This is a genomic window from Allosphingosinicella sp. (assembly GCF_036570505.1).
GTDB lineage: Bacteria > Pseudomonadota > Alphaproteobacteria > Sphingomonadales > Sphingomonadaceae > Allosphingosinicella.
Map to the genome: position 1 here is coordinate 17,578 of NZ_DATCYB010000062.1, position 17,604 is coordinate 35,181.

Sequence of the window (17,604 nt, forward strand, 5' to 3'; positions counted from 1 at the left end):
GCAAGCGATAGAAGGCGTATCATGAAGAAATCCATGCTCCTGGCCTTGATGCTCGCCGGCTGTTCCGGTGCGCCCGTGGCGGAACCCGTCCAGAATCCGCATGCGGCGATGCTTACCCTCGACACCCATCTCGACACGCCGATGCATTTCGGACGCGCCGGCTGGAGCTTCGCCGACCGCCACGAACTCACCACTGATCTTGTCCAAGTCGACATGCCGCGCATGGCCGACGGCAATCTCGATGGAGGATTCTTCGCCATCTATACCGCGCAGGGACCGCTGACGCCGGCAGGCTATGCCGCGGCCCGCAAATTCGCTTTGGGTCGCTCCGATCTCATCGATTCCACGATCACCCGTTTCCCCGACCGTATCGTGCCCGCGCGGACGGCCGCGGACGTCGAGCGCATCGCCGCTCAGGGCAAGCTGGTCGCCCTCAAGAGTATGGAAAACAGCTATCCGCTGGGCGAGGACCTGACGCTGCTCGCCGAATTCCATCGTCGCGGAGTGCGGCTGGCGGGGCCGGTCCATTCGTCCAACAACCAGTTCGCCGATTCCGCGACCGACACGCCGCGCTGGAACGGGCTTTCGCCGCTCGGCCGGCAATGGGTGGCGGAGATGAATCGGCTCGGCATGGTGATCGACGCCAGCCATGCGTCGGACGACGCGTTCGACCAGATGCTGGCCTTGTCGAAAACGCCGCTGCTCCTCTCCCATTCCGGCTCGCGCGACGTCTTCGATCACCCGCGCAACCTGGACGACGCCCGTATTCGCAAGCTCGCCGAGGCAGGCGGCGCTATCTGCGTCACCACCGTCTATCTCTCGGACATGAATCTCACCCCCGAGCGGGAGAAGCTGTTTGCCAGGCTGGAGCGGATCGGCGAGTTGAGCCCAGCCGAACAGGCTGACCTGACGGCACGCTGGCGCGCGCTCGACGCCAGCGAATCCATGTGGGCGGACGATTTCGAACGATTCATGGTCGCCCTCCTCCATGTGATCGAAGTCGCGGGGGTGGACCATGTCTGCTTCGGCGCCGACTGGGACGGTGGCGGCGGCATTGCGGGCCTCGAGGATATCACCGCACTGCCCAAGATCACCGCGCGCCTGAAGGCGGAAGGCTATTCCGACGCCGATATCGAGAAGATGTGGAGCGGCAATGTGCTGCGGATCCTGCAAGCCGCGGAACAGGAAGCCGATCGTTGAGCCAATTGCGCGACTGCGGCTATCGGCTCCTCCGCGCGCCCAGCACCTCCGGGGCCGGCCCTCATCGTTTCCACCGCCGCTGCGGCCCTAATACCCGCCGATAATCAAGAGGTGATATGGCCTCTCGAGCAGATTATCTGCAATGAAATCTACGGCGTGTAAGCGTTAAAAAGGGCTGCCGAGAGGAAGCGGTCACTCCGACGACTTGTCCTCTTCGGTCTCGGCCGCGTCCTGGAAATAGGGTTCGACCGGGCCGGAGAGCTTGATCGTCATAGGCTGGCCGTGGCGGTCGAGGCTGCGGCCGGCGGCGACGCGGATCCAGCCTTCGGAGACGCAATATTCCTCGACATTGGTCTTCTCGGCACCCTTGAAGCGAATGCCGACGCCGCGCTGGAGGAGGTCCGCGTCGAACCACGGGCTGCGCGGATTGAGCGAGAGGCGGTCGGGAGGGGTGTCGGTCACGATGGGTCTTTCACGGGGCTCGGCCGAAAGCTCAGCGCAGCTTGCTGATCTTCAGCCCGTCGATCTTCGCCCGCTCCTTCACCGACTCCTCGCTGCGGGTCAATGCCTTGGCGATGGCTTTGAGCGCCATGCCCTTGCCCGCCAGCGTGCGAAGCTTGGCGACTTCCTCGCTCTTCCACGGCTGGCGGTGGCGGACGAAATGCTCGGCCATCAATCCTTGGCCAGCACGCCCTTGGTGGAGGGCTTGGCGGCGATGGTCTTCTTCACTTCCTTCTTCGGTTTTCGGGCTTCCTTGTTGCTCTTCTTCTGACCCTTGGCCATGGCGTGCTCCTATCAGCTCTTCGACGCGATATAGGCATCGACCTGCGCTTCCAGCACGTCAAGCGGAAGCGAGCCGTTCTCCAACACGGCGGCGTGGAAATCGCGGACGTCGAACTTGTCGCCAAGTGCCTTCTCGGCCTTGGCGCGCAACTCCAATATCTTGAGCTGGCCGATCTTGTAGCTGGTCGCCTGGCCGGGATTGTTGATGTAGCGCTCCACCTCTTTCACGATGTCGCGTTCCGAGAGGAGCGAGTTGTCACGGAAATACTGGATCGCCTGCTCACGGCTCCAGCGCTTGTGGTGGAGTCCGGTGTCGGTGACGAGGCGGACGGCGCGCCAGAGTTCGAGGCTTAGCCGGCCGAAATCGGAATAGGGATCGTCATAGAAGCCCATCTCCTTGCCGAGCTTCTCGGAATAGAGTCCCCAGCCCTCTCCATAAGCACCGTAGCCGCCGAAGCGACGGAATTTGGGAACGTTCGGCAGCTCCTGCGCGAGCGCGGACTGGAAATGGTGGCCCGGAGCGCCTTCATGATAGCTGATCGCCTCGATCTGCGGCTTGAGCACCTGCGTCATGTCAGCGAGATTCACATAATAGATGCCGGGGCGGGAGCCGTCGGGCGACGGGCGGTTGTAGAAGGCGACCGAAGCGGTTTCCTCGCGCCACTTCTCGACCGCGCGAACCTCCAGCGGCGCCTTCGGCAGGCGGCGGAAATATTGCGGGGCGACCGCCATCACCTGGGTGATGAAGGCATTGGCGTCCTTCAGGTACTGGGCGCGGCCGGCTTCGGTGTTGGGGTAGTGGAATTGGTCGCCGGTTTTGAGGTGCTGGAAGAACTCCTGGAGCGTGCCCTCGAAGCCGACCTTGGCCTTGATCACCTCCATCTCGCCATGGATGCGCTCGACCTCGTCGAGGCCGATCTGGTGGATCTGGTCGGCGCTGAGGTCGGTGGTGGTCGAATAGCGCAGCTGGCTCGCATAATATTCGGCGCCGCGCGGCAGGTCCCAGGCACCGTTATTGTCGGTCGCCTGCGGCTCGATCGCGTCCAAGGCCGCGAACATGGTGTCGAAGCCGCGCTTGAACGGGCCGGTCAGCGCCGCGCTGGCGTCGGCGATCAGCCGTTCCTTTACCTCCGGCGGGGCGGTGAGCACGCTTACCTTTTTCTTGAAGTCGGCGAAGAGGGTGCTGTCGGGGCCGTCGGTGAACGGTGCGCCGGTGATCACCTTCTTCGCATCCTCGCGCACCGGCTCGAAATTGAGCTTGGGCGGGACGATGCCCATCTCGGCCTGACGGCGGATGTCGGCCGAGACTTCGCCCATCACCCGCTCGACCTCCTTCAGGCGCGAGATATAGGCTTCGGCGTCGGCGACGCTGTCGACCTTGTGCTGGTTGATGAGGAAGACCGGGATCTGCCCGGCAGGGCTGCCGTTGGTCGAGATCGGAAATTCGTGCCAGCGCCACTCGAACTGCTCGCGGTCTCGCGCGACCTCATTTTCGAACAGGCGGTAGCTCAATTGGCCGGCCGGGCTCAGCGCGTCATAATCGAACGCGGCCTTCATCTCGGCGAGCTGGGCTTCTTCCATCGCCAGCACCCGCTGGTTCTGCGCGTCGGTATAATCGTTGAGCTTGTCGTAATCGGTCTTGATACCGAGCGCGGTCATGAACTGCGGGCTGGTCGCCACGATCGCGTCGAAGCCTTCGTCGAGGAAAGAGAGGAGCCGGGCGTCTTCCTCGGCCGGCGTAGAGGCCGCCGCTTCCGTCGTCGGCGCGGAGGCGAGCGGCGCGGGCGCGCTCGCCTCCATCTGCGGCGCACACGCTGCGGTAGCGAGGAGCAGGGCGGTGAGCGGGAGCTGAAGCTTCATGGGGAACCCCTGTTCTTGCATGACTATGCCTTCTTCTCGGCGATCCAGGCGTCGACCTGCGCCTCGAGCACGTCGAGAGGCAGAGCGCCTTTGGCGAGAATGACGGTGTGGAATTCGCGGATGTCGAACTTGTCGCCGAGCGCCGCCTTCGCCTTGTCGCGCAGCTCCATGATGCGGATCTGGCCGATCATGTAGCTGGTCGCCTGGCCGGGATTGTTGATGTAGCGCTCGACCTCCTTGACGATGTCGCGCTCGCTCACCAGCGAGTTTTCCTTGAAATAGTCGATCGCCTGCTCGCGGCTCCAGCGCTTGGCGTGGAGGCCGGTGTCGACCACCAGCCGCACCGCCCGCCAGAGTTGCGAGGAGAGCATGCCGAACTCCGACATGGGATCGTCGTAGAAGCCCATCTCCTTGCCGAACCGCTCGGCATAAAGGCCCCAGCCCTCGCCATAGGCGCTGTTGCCGCCGAAGCGCCGGAATTTGGGAAGGCCGGGAAGCTCCTGCGCCAGCGTGCCCTGGAAATGATGGCCCGGCGCGCCTTCATGATAGGCGATGGTCTCGACCTGGGGCTTCAGCACCTGGGTCATGTCGGCTAAGTTGACGTAATAGATGCCGGGGCGCGAGCCGTCCGGCGCCGGTCGGTTGTAGAAGGCGACCGGCGCGGTGTCCTGCCGCCATTCCTCGACCGCTTTCACCTCCAGTCCGGCCTTGGGGAGACGGCTGAAATATCGGGGCGCGGCCGCCATCACCTGGTCGATATAGGCGGTGGCGTCCTTCAAATATTGCTGCCGCCCAGCGTCGGTGTTCGGATATTTGAACTCCGGGCTCGTCTTGATGTGCGCGAAGAACTCCTGAAGCGTACCGTCGAAGCCCACCTTCTCCTTGATCGCCTCCATCTCGCCATGGATGCGCTTCACCTGATCGAGGCCGGTCTGGTGGATGCGATCGGCGCTGAGGTCGGTGGTCGTGAAGAGCCGAAGCTGGTCGGCATAATAAGCCTCGCCTTCGGGCAGGCTCCAGGCGCCGTCATTGTCGGTCGCCTGGGGCTCGATCTCGTCGAGCACGGCGAACATCGCATCGAAGCCGCGCTTGAAGGGACCGCTCAGCGCCGCGCTCGCATCGGCGATGAGCTTCGCCTTCATCTCGGCCGGAGCATCGAGCTTTCCCACTTTTTCCTTGAAGTCGGCGAGAATCGTATTGTCGGGGCCGCTGTCGAACGGCGCGCCGGTAAGCACCTTCTTCGCGTCGGCCCGCACCGGCTCGAAATTGAACCTGGGCGGCAGAATGCCCATGCCGGCCTGAGTGCGAACGTTGGCGGCGACATCGTTCATCACCCGCTCGACTTCCTTCAGGCGCGAGACATAGGCTTCGGCATCCGCGACCGTGTCGATCCGGTGCTGGTTGATCAGCAAGACGGGAATGTCGCCGGCCGGGCTGCCGTTGGTCGAGATCGGGAAATCGTGCCAGCGCCATTTGAAGCGCGCGCGCCCGCGCTCGACATCGTTCTCGAACAAGCGGTAGCTGAGCTGCCCGGCGGGGCTCAGCTTTTCATAGTCGAACCTCGCCTTCATCCCGGTAAGCTGCCGCTCCGCCAGGTCGCGATATTCCCGGTTCTGCGCGTCGGTATAATCGTCGAGCTTGTCATAATCCGTCTTGAGGCCGAGGCTGGTCATCGCCTCGGGGCTCATCGCGACCTGAGCATCGAAGGCGGCGTCGAGGAACTCGAGGAGGCGGGCATCCTCCGTCTTGGCCGCCGCGACAGCTTCGGCTGCGGGCGCCGCGGGCTGGGCCCCGTAGGCGCTGGGCGAAGTGGCGGCGAGGAAAAGGGCGGCGAGCGCGAGCTTGAGCGTCACGGAACATCCTGGCTGATCGGAACGGAGGCGTTATCTAGACCATGATCCGACCAGCTTGGGAATACCGTCATTCCCGCGATGGGCTGTGTTTGGCGGCACAACGAACGCCGAGCCTCGTCAGTGCCTCGATCAGGTCGCCATTCGCCACCTCGCCGAGGACGGCGGTGCAGCGGTCTGTGGCGAACAAGGCCTTCAATGGCGTCTCGTCCTTTCCGGCCCTGAGCAACAGGGGGAGGTCGTGGTGCAGCGCGCGAAGCGCCGCGGCGAGCTTCGTGCCGGCCTTGCCGGTCGCCCCGTCGACGACGATGGCGTCATAATGGGTGTCGCCGGCCCGGATCCGGCTCAGCGCCTCCGCCGTGTCCGGCGTCGTATCGACGAGATAGCCGCCTTCCTCCAGCGCAGCGGACATGGCTGACGCCGTGTCGATCTCGACCACCAGCAATCGACCGCTGCGGCCGGTGTCGAGCATGTCGCGGACCTTGCGGGCGAGCGCCTGGTAGGTGAACGGCTTGACGATGAGGTCGACGCCCGGATCGAGCCGTCCGCCATGGACGATGGCGTCGCGGGTGTAGCCGCTGGTGTAGAGTATCCGAAGGCCGGGCTGGATCGCACGAGCGTGCTCGGCCAGTTCCCGGCCCGACATGCCGGGCATCACGACGTCGGTGAAGAGGAGCTGGATCGGCGCGTCCTGCCGCTCCAGCAGCCGGAGCGCCGAGGGGCCGTCATGCGCCTCCAATACCCGATAGCCGATCTCGCGCAGCAGCTCGACCGTATAGCCACGCACGTCGTCGTCATCCTCGACGACCAGCAGGCATTCCTCGGATCGGCCATGTTCCAGCGCCGGCTTCGCGCTTTCCTCCTCATCCAGCGGTCCGTCACCCATCAGGCGGGGGAGGTAGATTTTGACGGTCGTTCCTTCTCCCTCCTCGGAATGGATGCCCACGTGGCCGCCCGATTGTTTGACGAAGCCATAGACCTGGCTGAGGCCGAGCCCGGTCCCCTTGCCGACTTCCTTGGTCGTGAAGAAAGGCTCGAAGGCGCGGGCGGCCATCTCCTTGGACATGCCGTTGCCGGTGTCGGTGACGGAGATGACGACGTAGCTGCCGGGCGCGATCTCCGCGTGGAGAGCCGAATAGGCTTCGCCGATCAAGGCATTCGCCGTCTCTATGGTAAGACTGCCGCCGGTCGGCATGGCGTCGCGCGCATTGACGGCGAGGTTGAGGATCGCCGCCTCCAGCTCGTTGGGGTCGACCTCGATCCGCCAAAGGCTGGGCGAGGTGACGACGTCCAGCACGACCATCTCGCCCAGCGCGCGGCCGAGCAGGTCCGACATGCCCAGCACCAGCTTGTTGGCATCGAGTGCCTTCGGCGAGAGCGGCTGGCGGCGCGAGAAGGCGAGCAGGCGCTGGGTGAGCGCCGCCGCCCGCTCGGCGCCGCGCTGGGCATTGTCGAGGGCGCGCCGCAAACGTGTGTCCCCTCCTCCGGCGTCGAGGATGCGGCGGCCCATATCGATATTGCCGATGACCACGGTCAGGAGGTTGTTGAAGTCGTGGGCGATGCCGCCGGTCAACTGGCCGACCGCCTCCATCTTCTGAGCCTGACGCAGCGCCTCCTGAACCTTCTCCCGCTCGGCGATCGCTTCGGCAATCCTGGCCTCCAGCGTCTCGTTGAGATCCCGCAGCGCCTCCTCGGTCTCATGGCGATCGGTGATGTCGATCGTCACGGCGAGCACCGTCCCGGGGCGGTCCTCGGCGGCGCGAATGTAGCTGACGCTGTTATTGACCCAGACGAGCGACCCGTCGGGACGGATGTAGCGTTTCTCTATCTCATAGGGAGCCGAGGTTTCGACGAGACGGTGAAACTTCTGAAGGTTGCCGGGAAGGTCGTCCGGATGCGTGATGTCCTGCATCTTGAGGTCGAACAGTTCCTCTCGGCTGCGGCCGACGATCTCGCAATAGCGATCGTTGACGCTGACGAAGCGGCCCGACAGGTCGACCTCGCCGAGGCCGGCGGTCGTCTGGTTGACCAGGGCCGCCAGATGCGCCTCGCTTTCCCTCAGCGTCTCCTCGGCGCGCTTTCGCTCGGCGATCTCGCGCTGCGCCGCCTGGTAGAGGCGGGCATTGTCGATGCCGATGGCGGCCTGGGCGGCGATGCCGGCCAGCAGGCGCTCATGCCTTTCGAGGAAGCGGCCGGGCTTCGGATGTCCGAAGAAAAGGCCGCCGATCACCTCCCCGGACCGGCTGAGGACGGGAACCGCCAGATAGCTTTTCACGGGCAGATGCCCTTCCGGCATACCCTTGCGCAGCTTGTTCTTTCCGTAGCGCGGGTCACGGGTGATGTCGTCGGAACGAACGACCCCTTCGCCGCGGAACGTCGGCCCGAACACCGCCGTGTTGCGAGGCATCGGAAATTTGTCGAAGTGCGCGCGCTCGGCGCCTGAGAGCGCGTAGAGCATAAAGCTCTCGCCCGCGTCGTTCAGGACATTGTAGAAGAAGGCGCCGAACGCAGCGCCCGTCAGCTCGACGCCGGCGTCGGTCACCATCTGGACGAGCCGATCCTGATCGAGCTCCGCCGCCAGTGCCGCACCAGTGACATTGAGCGTTTCGAGTGCGCACGTTTCCCCGCGCAGCGCCTCCTCGGCATGCTTGGCGTCGGTGATGTCGTGGGCGACGCCAATGAAACCGTTGAGCTGCCCATCCGGATCGACGCGCGGCTGTGAGATCGACCGTAGCCATCGCCATTCGCCGTCCTTTCGGCGATAGCGGCCCTCGAGTTCGAACGCCTTCAGCGACGCTTCGCCAGCAACGGATTCAGCGACGATCCGGTCATGGTCGTCGGGATGAATGATTGCCCGCCAGTCGAAGTCGACGGCTTCCTCGTACGAAATGCCGAGGAAATCGACATAGGCGCGGTTGACGAAGTCGCGCTTTCGGTCGGGGCGAGTGACCCACATGGGTGTCGGCGCGCTGTCGGCGATCCGGCGGAACCGCATCTCGCTTTCGCGCAGCGCCTCCTCCACGCGTTTGCGCTCGTCGATATCCTGTATCAGCGCGTAATAGCCGGCTACCTTTCCCGTCTCGTCCACGTCCGGAACATAATCGACATGGACATGGCGCTCGCCGCCGCTCTTATGGGGAATGGCCATTTCCGTGCTGAGCCGTTCGCCGGCGAGCACGCGATCTATGTGGCCCTTGATGGTGGCATAGCCTTCCTCGCCCATCACCTCGCTGAGATGCTTGCCGGCGAGCTCTCCGGGCGCCAGCCCGAACCAGTCCCGATAGGCCTTGTTGTTGAACCCGTAGCGCCGTTCCGAGTCGATATACGAGATGAGCGCGGGAAGCGCGTCGGCCACCTGCCGCAGCTTCTCGACCCCTCCGGCCAGAAAATCCAGCGCCCCTGTCCCGCCCGTCCTGTTCACATCTGTCCCCGCGGCACCCGTTGCGTCGGCGGTGCCCGCGGGTCCAGGGCTAGCCGATCAGACGGCGACTGTTAAGTGCCCGCCTGATCGAGTTTTTCCGGTCCTGGGCTCAAGAGTGCCGCGCCCCGCTCCAGCAGGGGTCCCAGGCCGGCTCCGGCCCGAAGCGGGAGGCCAAGAAGTCGACCAGAGCCCTGACCCGTGCCGTTGTCGCCCGTCCCGGCGGCATCACGACATGGAGTCCGCTCTCCTCCAGCGGATAGTCGGTCAGAATTACCTCGAGCTGGCCCGACGCGATGGCGGGCGAGGCGATGAAGGTCGGAAGGATGACCACGCCGAGGCCGGCACAGGCGGCTTCGCGCAAGAGCTCGCCATTGTCGGCTCTCAGCCGCGCCGAGCCGCGCACATATTCCCAGCGCCCGCCGACCTTGAACCGCCACTGATTGCCTCGGCCCGGATTGGCATAGAAGAGGAGGTCGTGGTCGCCCAGGTCACGTGGATGCTCCGGCCGGCCGCGCTCGGCGAGATAATCGGGGCTCGCCAGAACGGCCGCCCGCACCGGCGCGATCCGGCGGGCGATCAGCGATGAATCCGCGAGCGTGCCGATGCGCACGGCGAGGTCGAAGCCGCCGCCGACGAGGTCGACCGTGCGGTCGTCGAGGGAGATGTCGAGCTCGACCTTCGGATGCATCCTCGCGAAGTCGGCGATCGCCGGCCCCAGATATTCGGTTCCGAAGGAGAGGGGAGCGGCGAGGCGGATGCTCCCCGCCACCTGCGTCACGGCGTCGGCGACGACCTCCCGTGCCGCGTCGAGATCGGCGAGGATGTTGGAGGCGCGCGCGAAATAGGCGTCGCCGATGTCGGTCGGATGGGCACCCTGGGCGGTGCGGGTGAGGAGCTTCGCGCCCAGCTGCTCCTCGAGCCGCGCCACGCGCCGGCTGAGGATCGACTTGGACATGCCCATCCGCTCGGCGGCGCGGGCGAAGGCGCCCGTCTCCACCACCCGCACGAAGGCGAGCACATCCATCAGATCGACCGAAGAGCGTTCCATAATTCGCAACCTCATAATGCAGACATGGCGGCTACGCGCAACGCCGCTACGGCCCTAAATTTAGGACTGCAATCGAAATCGGAGGTAAGTTCAAATGACCAAGGTTCTAGTCCTGAAGAGCGCCGTTACCGGCGCGGCGTCCGTTTCCAACAAGCTGGTCGGCGAGTTCGTGCGGCAGCTGCGGGAACGCGATCCGTCGGCCGCGATCGTGACCCGCGATCTCGGCGCCGATCCGGTTCCGCATCTCCTTCCCGAGACCGTCGCCGGTATCCGCGCCACCGCCCAAACCGAGACGGAGAAGGCCGCACTGGCCCAGTCCGACGCGCTGGTGGACGAGCTGCGCGAGACGGAGCTGCTGGTGATCGGCGCGCCGATGTACAATTTCGGCATCGCGTCCGCTCTCAAGACGTGGTTCGATTACATCCTGCGTGCCGGCGTGACCTTCCGTTATACGGAGAACGGGCCCGAGGGCCTGCTGCCCGTCAGGAAAGCGGTGGTGATCGAAACGCGCGGCGGGCTCTACAGTGAGGGACCGGGCGTCGCCAGCGACAGCCAGGAGCCGCACCTTCGGACCCTGCTCGGCTTCATGGGGATCACCGACGTCACCTTCGTCCGGGCGGAGAAGCTCGGCTTCGGGCCGGACGCGGTCGCCGAGGCGGTCGAGAGCGCCGTCGCCGAGCTCAACGGATTCGCCGACCGCGAACTGGCGCTGGTCGCATAACCGGTTTCCCTGTCGGGATGGAGATGTAATCCCCTTTTCAACTCGTCGCCCATCACTCCCGGGGCGACGGCCAGAGGCTCGCCGGACCCCTCCACCGGCGGGCCTCATATGGAGACATGCAATGATCGATGTTCGACCTTTCGACAGTCTCGGCCATGCCGATCACGGCTGGCTGAACGCCCGTCACCACTTCTCGTTCGCCGGTTATCACGATCCCGCCCGCATGGGCTGGGGCGCGATCCGCGTCTGGAACGACGACGAGATCGGGCCCAAGTCCGGTTTTCCGCCGCATCCCCATGCCGACATGGAGATCATCACCTATGTTCGCTCGGGCGCGATCAGCCACCAGGATTCGATGGGCAATCAAGGCCGCACCGCCGCCGGCGACGTCCAGGTGATGAGCGCCGGCACCGGCGTCCGCCACGCCGAATATAATCTGGAGGACGAGGCGACGACGCTGTTCCAGATCTGGGTGATGACCGACAAAACGGGCGCCGAGCCCAACTGGGGTGCCAGGCGGTTTCCGAAGGATGATCGCGCCGGAAACTTCGTCACCCTCGCCAGCGGCTTCGCCGAGGATCAGGAAGCGTTGAAAATCAATGCTGCGGCCCGCGTGATGGGCGCGACCCTGAGGGCGGGCGAGACGGCGGAACTCGACCTCGATCCGTCGCGTCACGCCTATCTGGTCGCCGTCGGTGGCGCCATCGAGGTCAACGGCGCCCGCGCCGAGCCCCGCGACGGCATCGCGATCACCGGTGAGGAGCGCGTCTCGATCAAGGCCCTGGCCGATGCGGAGGTCGTGCTGGTCGACGCTCGCTAGCGAAATATTCCCCTCCCGATCATCCGGGAAGGGACGGTCGAGGCCGTTTCAGGAAGCTTCGTGTATCGCCCGCAGACCGGACAGGTCGGGGGCGATCGCGCGCGGCAGGGTGAAGCGGAAGACGGCCCCGCAGTCCTTGCCGCCCGTCGCCCAGATCTTGCCGCCATGGGCTTCGACGATCGTGCGGCTGATCGACAGCCCGATGCCGAGCCCTTCCGATTTGGTGCTGCTGAAGGGGGTGAAGAGGGCGCCGTCCGGTCCGCCGCCGATGCCGGGTCCGGTGTCGGCGACGCTTATCTCGATGAAGTCTCCGGCGGCGCGGGAGACGACCTCGATCTCGCGGACGGGCGAACCCTGCATGGCCTCGACGGCGTTGCGGATGATGTTGATCAGTACCTGCTGCACCTGGACGTGATCGACATTGGCCCATCGCGCGTCGGGCGCCAGGTCAAGTTTGTGGACGATCCCCAGCGGCTTCGCGTCGACCAGGGCGAGGTCGCAGGCCGCGCGGATGAGTTCCTCCAGGTTTTCGGGCCGCGTCTCGGCGTTGCCGCGGTAGACGAGGCCGCGGAGCCGGCGGATGATCTGGCCGGCGCGCAGGGCGCCGCCTTCGGCCGCCTCCATCGCTTTGTCGATCTGGTCGAGCGCGGCGGAGGTGGGATTTTCCAGCAGGCGCCGGCTGCCGCGCACATAGTTGGTGACGGCGGTCAGCGGCTGGTTGAGCTCATGGGCGAGGGTCGACGCCATCGCGCCCATGGCGCTCAGCCGCGACACATGGGTGAGCTCGGCGCGCAGTCCCGTCACCGCCGCCTCCGTCTCGCGCCGCTCCGCCTCCCGCCTTTCGAGACCGGCATTGGCGGCTTCCAGATCGGCGGCAAGCCGCTCCTTCTCGTCGATCGTCGTCAAGAGCGCCAGGCAGCCGCGGTAGAGCTGTCGACAGATGTCGAGCGAAAGCTTGGTGGCCGCCAGGGCAGCGACACCGAGGGCAAGATAATAGGGATTTCCGGTCAGCATGACGGCCGCGATCAACGGCCCATTGATCGCGACGGTCCGGCCGAACGCAATGCGAGGTCGGGCGTGATAGCGTAGGTTCGTGCTGCCCGCGCCCAAAGCGAGCGAGATCAGCATCAAGTGCACAAGCGCGTCGTCGGTCGCCAGCACCGCGCGCGCGGCCATCAGGCCGATCCCGCCGCCGACTATCCAGGAGAGACGCTCGAACCACCGTTCGAAGATCCGGACACGCGGTGCCGGCCCATCGAGGATGCGGCGCGCCTCGAAATGGCGCCGGAGCGGAATGACCGTGAGGACGGCCGCGCAGGTTGCGAGGGTGAGGCCGGCAAGCCAGGGGTCGCCCGAACGTAAGGATGCCATTCCCCCGATCGTGGCGATGAGCAGCACTTCGAGGAGGTTGATGAAGGCGGGGGTTCCGAACAGCTGGCCGACGAGCGCGACGTAGATGCGCGGTGGCAGGTCTTGCCACGACCGGGCGCGCAATAGATCGGGCCATTTGTCAGCCATGGGTCGTGATCCCCTCTTCCCCGGGGCGAGGCTAGTCCAGTCGCGGGCCGCTTGGCAAATGGCGGGTTATCAACCTTCGATCATGGAAATCGGCGGCCCCGGCGCGCCCTCCGAAGCCGCCGATCGACGACGCCCATCAGGCGACGCGGTGCGATTGCGCCGCCTGAGCCGGCTGAGCGCTGAAGACGGCGATCGTGCCACCGAGCGAGGCCGAGCTGCAGCCGAAGGCCAGGGCGGTAAGTATGAGCAGTCGCATTCGTTCTTTTCTGGTCCGTTCCATGAGGTCTCTCCTTCCGAGGCCGCCGGGTCCGATGAGGCGGCGACGGTCCCGGTATGGCACGGGGCCGTGAGAAGGAGCGTGGTAATCAGCGTTGAAATTGGGGATCAAGCATCCTTTCGGACCCGGCGCGATTCTGCTACAAGGGTAGTGTCGACGCGTGGGGAGTCGCTGGGGGCCGGTGTCGGGCTGCCGCCGGTCCGCGACCCCATGCAATCAGATCACGGAGGTTCGATAGTGATGCCAGGTGAAGATCGCCAGAGCACCCCGGTGCGGGCGCCACGCCTCGGCAAGCTCGCGCACCCGCCGCTCGCCGGGTTTTTCGGGGAGGTTCAAGAGACGCCCCACCTGGATCTGGACCACAAGGTCGCCCGCGGGCCAAACATCCTCTCGTCCCTCCGCAAAGAGAAGGTAGACCTCGGCGGACCAGCGGCCGATCCCCTTGACCCGGACGAGCTCGGCGATCGCGGCTTCGTCGGATTCAGCTAGATTGTGAAGATCGAGCCGGCCGCAGATGACTTCTTCGGCGAGGCTTCGCGCATAGCTCATCTTCTGGCGTGAAAGGCCCGCGCCGCGCAGCGTCTCGTCGCTGGCGGCGAGGACTTTGGCCGGGTCCGAGCAGTCGCCGACCGCCGCCTGGAGCTTGTTCCACATCGACTGGGCCGCCTTGATGCTGACCTGCTGGCCGACGATGGTGCGCAGGAGGGTGATATAGCCGCGGTCGCTGATCCTGGGCTCGGGATAGCCAGCCTCGGCCAGCGCCGCGGCGAACAGGGGTTCGCGCTTCGCCAGTTCGTCCAGTGACTCTCTTACCCGTTCGGCCGGTATTCCCACCCGCGATCCCTCCGCCTTGATTGACGGGCTGCGCCTAGCATAGGAGGCGGCCGACGCCTTCCCCTTTTCCGCTTTCAAGGACAGTTTCCAGACATGCCCCAGCTCACGATCGTCGCACGCGACGGAAGCGAAACCACGATCGAAGGGCAGGCTGGCCTCAGCGTCATGGAGGTGATCCGCGACAACGGCTTCGACGAGCTGCTGGCGCTGTGCGGAGGGTGCTGCTCCTGCGCCACCTGCCATGTCCATGTCGACGAGGATTGGCTCGACGCGCTACCTCCAATGGACCGCGACGAGGATCATTTGCTCGACAGCTCCGATTACAAGCAGGCGAACAGCCGCCTGTCCTGCCAGATTCCCTTCAGCGAGGCGCTGGCAGGGCTGCGCGTGGCGATCGCCCCGGAAGATTAATCGGCGAATCCCACGACGGCCGTGGGGACGGTCTTGCTGGTGGGCGTGACGCGCCAGACGACCTTGCTGCCTTCCGCGCCGTCCTCATTATTGTGCATGACGAGTCTGGCGTCGGTGGTGAGGGTGAAGGTGCCCTCCCGTTCCAGGCTGGCCTTGTCGGGACGGTCCCCGGGCCGCGGCGGACCAGGCTCGCCGCCGAAAGCGAGCGCCTTCACGCGCGCCGTTCCGTCCTTTCGGACTTCGACCGCTATCCAGGGGATGACGGCCTCGGCATCGACATTGACCGGATAGACGAAGCCGCGATCGAGGCGTCCCGAAATCGCGTAGTCGACGCGGAACTTGCCGTCGCCGAGATATTCGGCCGAGCGGTAGCCGACTTCGTTGGAAAGCGCCTCGGCGATCGCTCGGCGCTCGGCGACCGTCGCTTCGGTCTCTTCGGAAGGCGCCGTCTCCTGTTCGTCGACCCCGTCGCCTTCCGTCTCGCTCCGCATAGCCTCGGCGAAGCCGCCGGTGACGGCGTTGCCCGGGTCGGCGATGATCACTTCGCCGGCGTAGGTGAAGGTGAACGCGCGGTCGCGCTTGATGTCGAGCGTCGAAACGAACTTGCCCGGCGTCAGCAGGCAGGAGGCGAACAGCAACGGCGCCGCCAGTATCAATAGAAGCCGCGCCGCGCCCATGCTCTTGCCCCCGTTATTTCGCCCCGATCGTTACGGCGGCGTATAGCGCGATTGCGGCGGCATTGGAAACATTGAGACTCTCGATGCGGTCGCTGATGGGAAGGCGCGCGAGGGCATCGCAGTGACTCTCGGTGTTCTGGCGCATGCCTTCGCCCTCGGCGCCCAGCACCAGCGCGATGCGCGGCGGACCCATCGCTTCGGCTAGGGTCATGTCGGCCTCGCCGCCGAGGCCGACGCGCCAGAAACCGGCCTCGGCGATCTCGTCGAGCGCGCGGGCGAGGTTGACGACGCGGACCCACGGCACCGTCTCCAGCGCGCCGCTGGCGGCCTTGGCGAGCGCGCCGGACTCGGGCGGAGCGTGGCGGTCCTGGGTGACGATACCGAGTGCGTCGAAGGCGGCGGCGGAGCGGAGGATGGCGCCGACATTGTGCGGGTCGGTCACTTGGTCGAGGACGAGCAGCGGCCGGCCTTCCGGCGCGCCTTCGACGAGGTCGCCGAGCCAGATGTCCGGCAGCTTTTCCACTTCGGCGACGATGCCCTGGTGCGGCGCGTCGCGGGGCACGAGGCGGCCGAGATCGGCGGCGTCGGCGTAGGAGATGGGGATCGAGGTGTCGAAATCGTAAGCCGACGCCGCTTCCCGCGTCGTCCAGAGGCGGACGATCGTCCGCTCGGGATTGGCGAGCGCGGCGGCGACCGCGTGGCGTCCCCAGAAGCGGGGACGGTTCTCGGGCTTGGCGGCCTGGCGGGCTTTGCGGCGCATGGCCGCCTAACTAGCCGCAAATCCCGCTTATGCCAGCGCTATTGAGCGAGATCCCTCAGCAGCGAGCGCCAATGCTCCAGTGAAGGTCCGATCCCCGCCACCGGCACGCGCTCGTTGAGGCCGTGGGCGAAGCTGTCCTCGGCGCGGATGAACAGGCTGGACACGCCGTAGCTCGACACGCCGGCGGCGCGGAAATGATAGCTGTCGGTGGCGCCCGCCGACATGCTCGGCACGACGGCAACATCGGGATAGCGGGCGTGCACCGCCTTGGTTACGGCCGCCATTACGTCGGGTCGAAGCGGCGAGGCGTCGCTGCCGGTGGGGTCGCCTAGCACGGTGATTTGCGCCTCTTTGTCGGCGACCAGCTCGGTGAGCTTCGCCTTCACCGATTCCACCGACACGCCGGGAAAGATGCGGCAGTTGACGTTGGCGGTGGCGCGCTGGGGCAGGGCGTTGGGCGCGTGCCCAGCATCCACCATCGTCGCAACGCAAGTGGTGCGGACTTGGCCGATGAATTCGGGCCGAGTGGAGATGAGGTCGGCCGCAGCGGTGTCGGCCGGGTCCTTGGCGAAGCGCGCCATCGCCGCGCCCATCTCGCCGCCGACCTGCTCGCTCGCCGCCATGAGCGAGGCGCGGGTCAGCTCGTTCGAGCGAGGCGGGAAATCATAGGCGCCGACACGCTGAAGCGCGGCGGCGAGGTGCTGGATGGCGTTGTCGCCGGTCGGCGCGCTGGAATGGCCGCCGGGGCTGGTGAAGGCGATCTCGAAATCGGCATAGGTCTTCTCTCCGCCCTGGAGGCCGTAGAAGACTGGCTGGCCGTCCGGGCCGAGCAGCCCGCCGCCGCCGTCGCCGTTCAGCACCATCTCTGCGCCCTTTAGCTGCTGGGCGAGGGCGCGGGTGGTCGCCATCTCGGTTTCCTCGTCACCGGTGAGGGCGAGGATGAGGGTGCGCTCCGGCTTGAAGCCGTCCCGCCGCATCTGGGCGAGCGTCGCCACCATCATGCTGACGTCGTATTTATTGTCCTCGGCGCCGCGGCCGAAGACGTAGCCATTCTCTTCGACCGCCGTGAAGGGATCGCGCTCCCAATCCTCCGCCTTGGCTGCGACGACGTCCATATGGCCGAGCAGCACGATCGGCTTGGCATTGCCCGTCCCGGGCCAGCGGGCGACGAGGGTCGCAGTTTCACCCATCGGCGTGATCGTGATCTCGCTGTCGGCGAAGCCTCCCTCCTTCAGCACCGAGGCGAGATAGGCGGCATAGGCTGGCACCTGACCTTGTCCCTCGACCGTCCGGAAGCCGACGGAGCGTTTCAGGATCTCCTTGACCTGGGCGACATCCGCCGTTTCGACCTTTTGCGCCGAGGCCGGCACCGCGATGACCAGGCACAGGCTGAACAAGACGGAGCGCAGATACATGAAACCCTC

The 17,604-nt window shown here is 65.8% G+C and carries 16 protein-coding genes; 4 read left to right on the plus strand and 12 right to left on the minus strand.

Translation table 11 applies throughout. The features are described 5' to 3' along the window. Positions 1-21: 21 nt before the first annotated feature. The gene (locus tag VIR62_RS07310; protein WP_431869986.1) at positions 22-1,200 is read left to right on the plus strand and encodes a dipeptidase; all 1,179 of its coding nucleotides are present in this window, start codon (positions 22-24) and stop codon (positions 1,198-1,200) included. Between the two features lie 192 nt (positions 1,201-1,392). On the opposite strand, the gene VIR62_RS07315 is transcribed toward VIR62_RS07310, so the two are convergent. The 6 genes from VIR62_RS07315 to VIR62_RS07340 all read right to left on the minus strand — a co-directional run bounded on the left by VIR62_RS07315 (position 1,393) and on the right by VIR62_RS07340 (position 10,162). Continuing rightward, positions 1,393-1,662, minus strand: a complete 270-nt coding sequence (locus VIR62_RS07315; RefSeq protein WP_431869988.1) for a DUF3297 family protein — start codon at positions 1,660-1,662, stop codon at positions 1,393-1,395. A gap of 31 nt (positions 1,663-1,693) precedes the next feature. Then, entirely contained in the window at positions 1,694-1,873 is a 180-nt protein-coding gene (locus tag VIR62_RS07320; protein ID WP_431869990.1) for a hypothetical protein, read from the minus strand. Between the two features lie 122 nt (positions 1,874-1,995). After that, positions 1,996-3,843, minus strand: a complete 1,848-nt coding sequence (locus VIR62_RS07325; RefSeq protein WP_431869991.1) for a DUF885 domain-containing protein — start codon at positions 3,841-3,843, stop codon at positions 1,996-1,998. 23 nt (positions 3,844-3,866) lie between these two features. Next, entirely contained in the window at positions 3,867-5,696 is a 1,830-nt protein-coding gene (locus tag VIR62_RS07330; RefSeq protein WP_431869993.1) for a DUF885 domain-containing protein, read from the minus strand. Positions 5,697-5,763: 67 nt separating this feature from the next. Continuing rightward, positions 5,764-9,114, minus strand: a complete 3,351-nt coding sequence (locus VIR62_RS07335) for a PAS domain S-box protein (protein ID WP_431869995.1) — start codon at positions 9,112-9,114, stop codon at positions 5,764-5,766. A gap of 109 nt (positions 9,115-9,223) precedes the next feature. After that, complete coding sequence (locus VIR62_RS07340) at positions 9,224-10,162, minus strand: LysR substrate-binding domain-containing protein (protein ID WP_431869996.1); 939 nt, start codon at positions 10,160-10,162, stop codon at positions 9,224-9,226. Positions 10,163-10,256: 94 nt separating this feature from the next. Between VIR62_RS07340 and VIR62_RS07345 the strand changes: the two genes are divergently transcribed. Continuing rightward, positions 10,257-10,883, plus strand: coding sequence for an FMN-dependent NADH-azoreductase (locus tag VIR62_RS07345; protein ID WP_431869998.1), 627 nt, complete (start codon positions 10,257-10,259; stop codon positions 10,881-10,883). Positions 10,884-11,004: 121 nt separating this feature from the next. Further along, positions 11,005-11,703, plus strand: coding sequence for a pirin family protein (locus tag VIR62_RS07350; RefSeq protein WP_431870000.1), 699 nt, complete (start codon positions 11,005-11,007; stop codon positions 11,701-11,703). A gap of 48 nt (positions 11,704-11,751) precedes the next feature. Here VIR62_RS07350 and VIR62_RS07355 read toward each other — a convergent pair whose 3' ends face one another. From VIR62_RS07355 to VIR62_RS07365, 3 genes are all read right to left on the minus strand, one after another. Then, positions 11,752-13,221, minus strand: coding sequence for a sensor histidine kinase (locus VIR62_RS07355; protein WP_431870001.1), 1,470 nt, complete (start codon positions 13,219-13,221; stop codon positions 11,752-11,754). A 136-nt stretch (positions 13,222-13,357) separates the two neighbouring features. Beyond that, entirely contained in the window at positions 13,358-13,501 is a 144-nt protein-coding gene (locus VIR62_RS07360) for a hypothetical protein (protein ID WP_431870004.1), read from the minus strand. Positions 13,502-13,714: 213 nt separating this feature from the next. Further along, positions 13,715-14,332 (minus strand): DNA-3-methyladenine glycosylase family protein, encoded by a 618-nt coding sequence (locus VIR62_RS07365; RefSeq protein WP_431870005.1) that lies wholly within the window; start codon positions 14,330-14,332, stop codon positions 13,715-13,717. A gap of 93 nt (positions 14,333-14,425) precedes the next feature. Between VIR62_RS07365 and VIR62_RS07370 the strand changes: the two genes are divergently transcribed. Next, positions 14,426-14,743 (plus strand): 2Fe-2S iron-sulfur cluster-binding protein, encoded by a 318-nt coding sequence (locus VIR62_RS07370; RefSeq protein WP_431870007.1) that lies wholly within the window; start codon positions 14,426-14,428, stop codon positions 14,741-14,743. Here the strand turns inward: VIR62_RS07370 and VIR62_RS07375 are convergent. Genes VIR62_RS07375 through VIR62_RS07385 form a run of 3 tightly spaced genes read right to left on the minus strand, consistent with a single transcriptional unit; the run spans position 14,740 to position 17,595 of the window. Beyond that, positions 14,740-15,420, minus strand: coding sequence for a hypothetical protein (locus VIR62_RS07375; protein WP_431870009.1), 681 nt, complete (start codon positions 15,418-15,420; stop codon positions 14,740-14,742). The genes VIR62_RS07370 and VIR62_RS07375 overlap by 4 nt on opposite strands. Before the next feature lie 13 nt (positions 15,421-15,433). Further along, positions 15,434-16,180, minus strand: a complete 747-nt coding sequence (rlmB, locus tag VIR62_RS07380; protein WP_431870010.1) for a 23S rRNA (guanosine(2251)-2'-O)-methyltransferase RlmB — start codon at positions 16,178-16,180, stop codon at positions 15,434-15,436. Between the two features lie 38 nt (positions 16,181-16,218). Beyond that, on the minus strand, positions 16,219-17,595 hold the full coding sequence (locus VIR62_RS07385; RefSeq protein WP_431870012.1) for a M20/M25/M40 family metallo-hydrolase: 1,377 nt from the start codon (positions 17,593-17,595) through the stop codon (positions 16,219-16,221). Positions 17,596-17,604 lie beyond the last annotated feature (9 nt).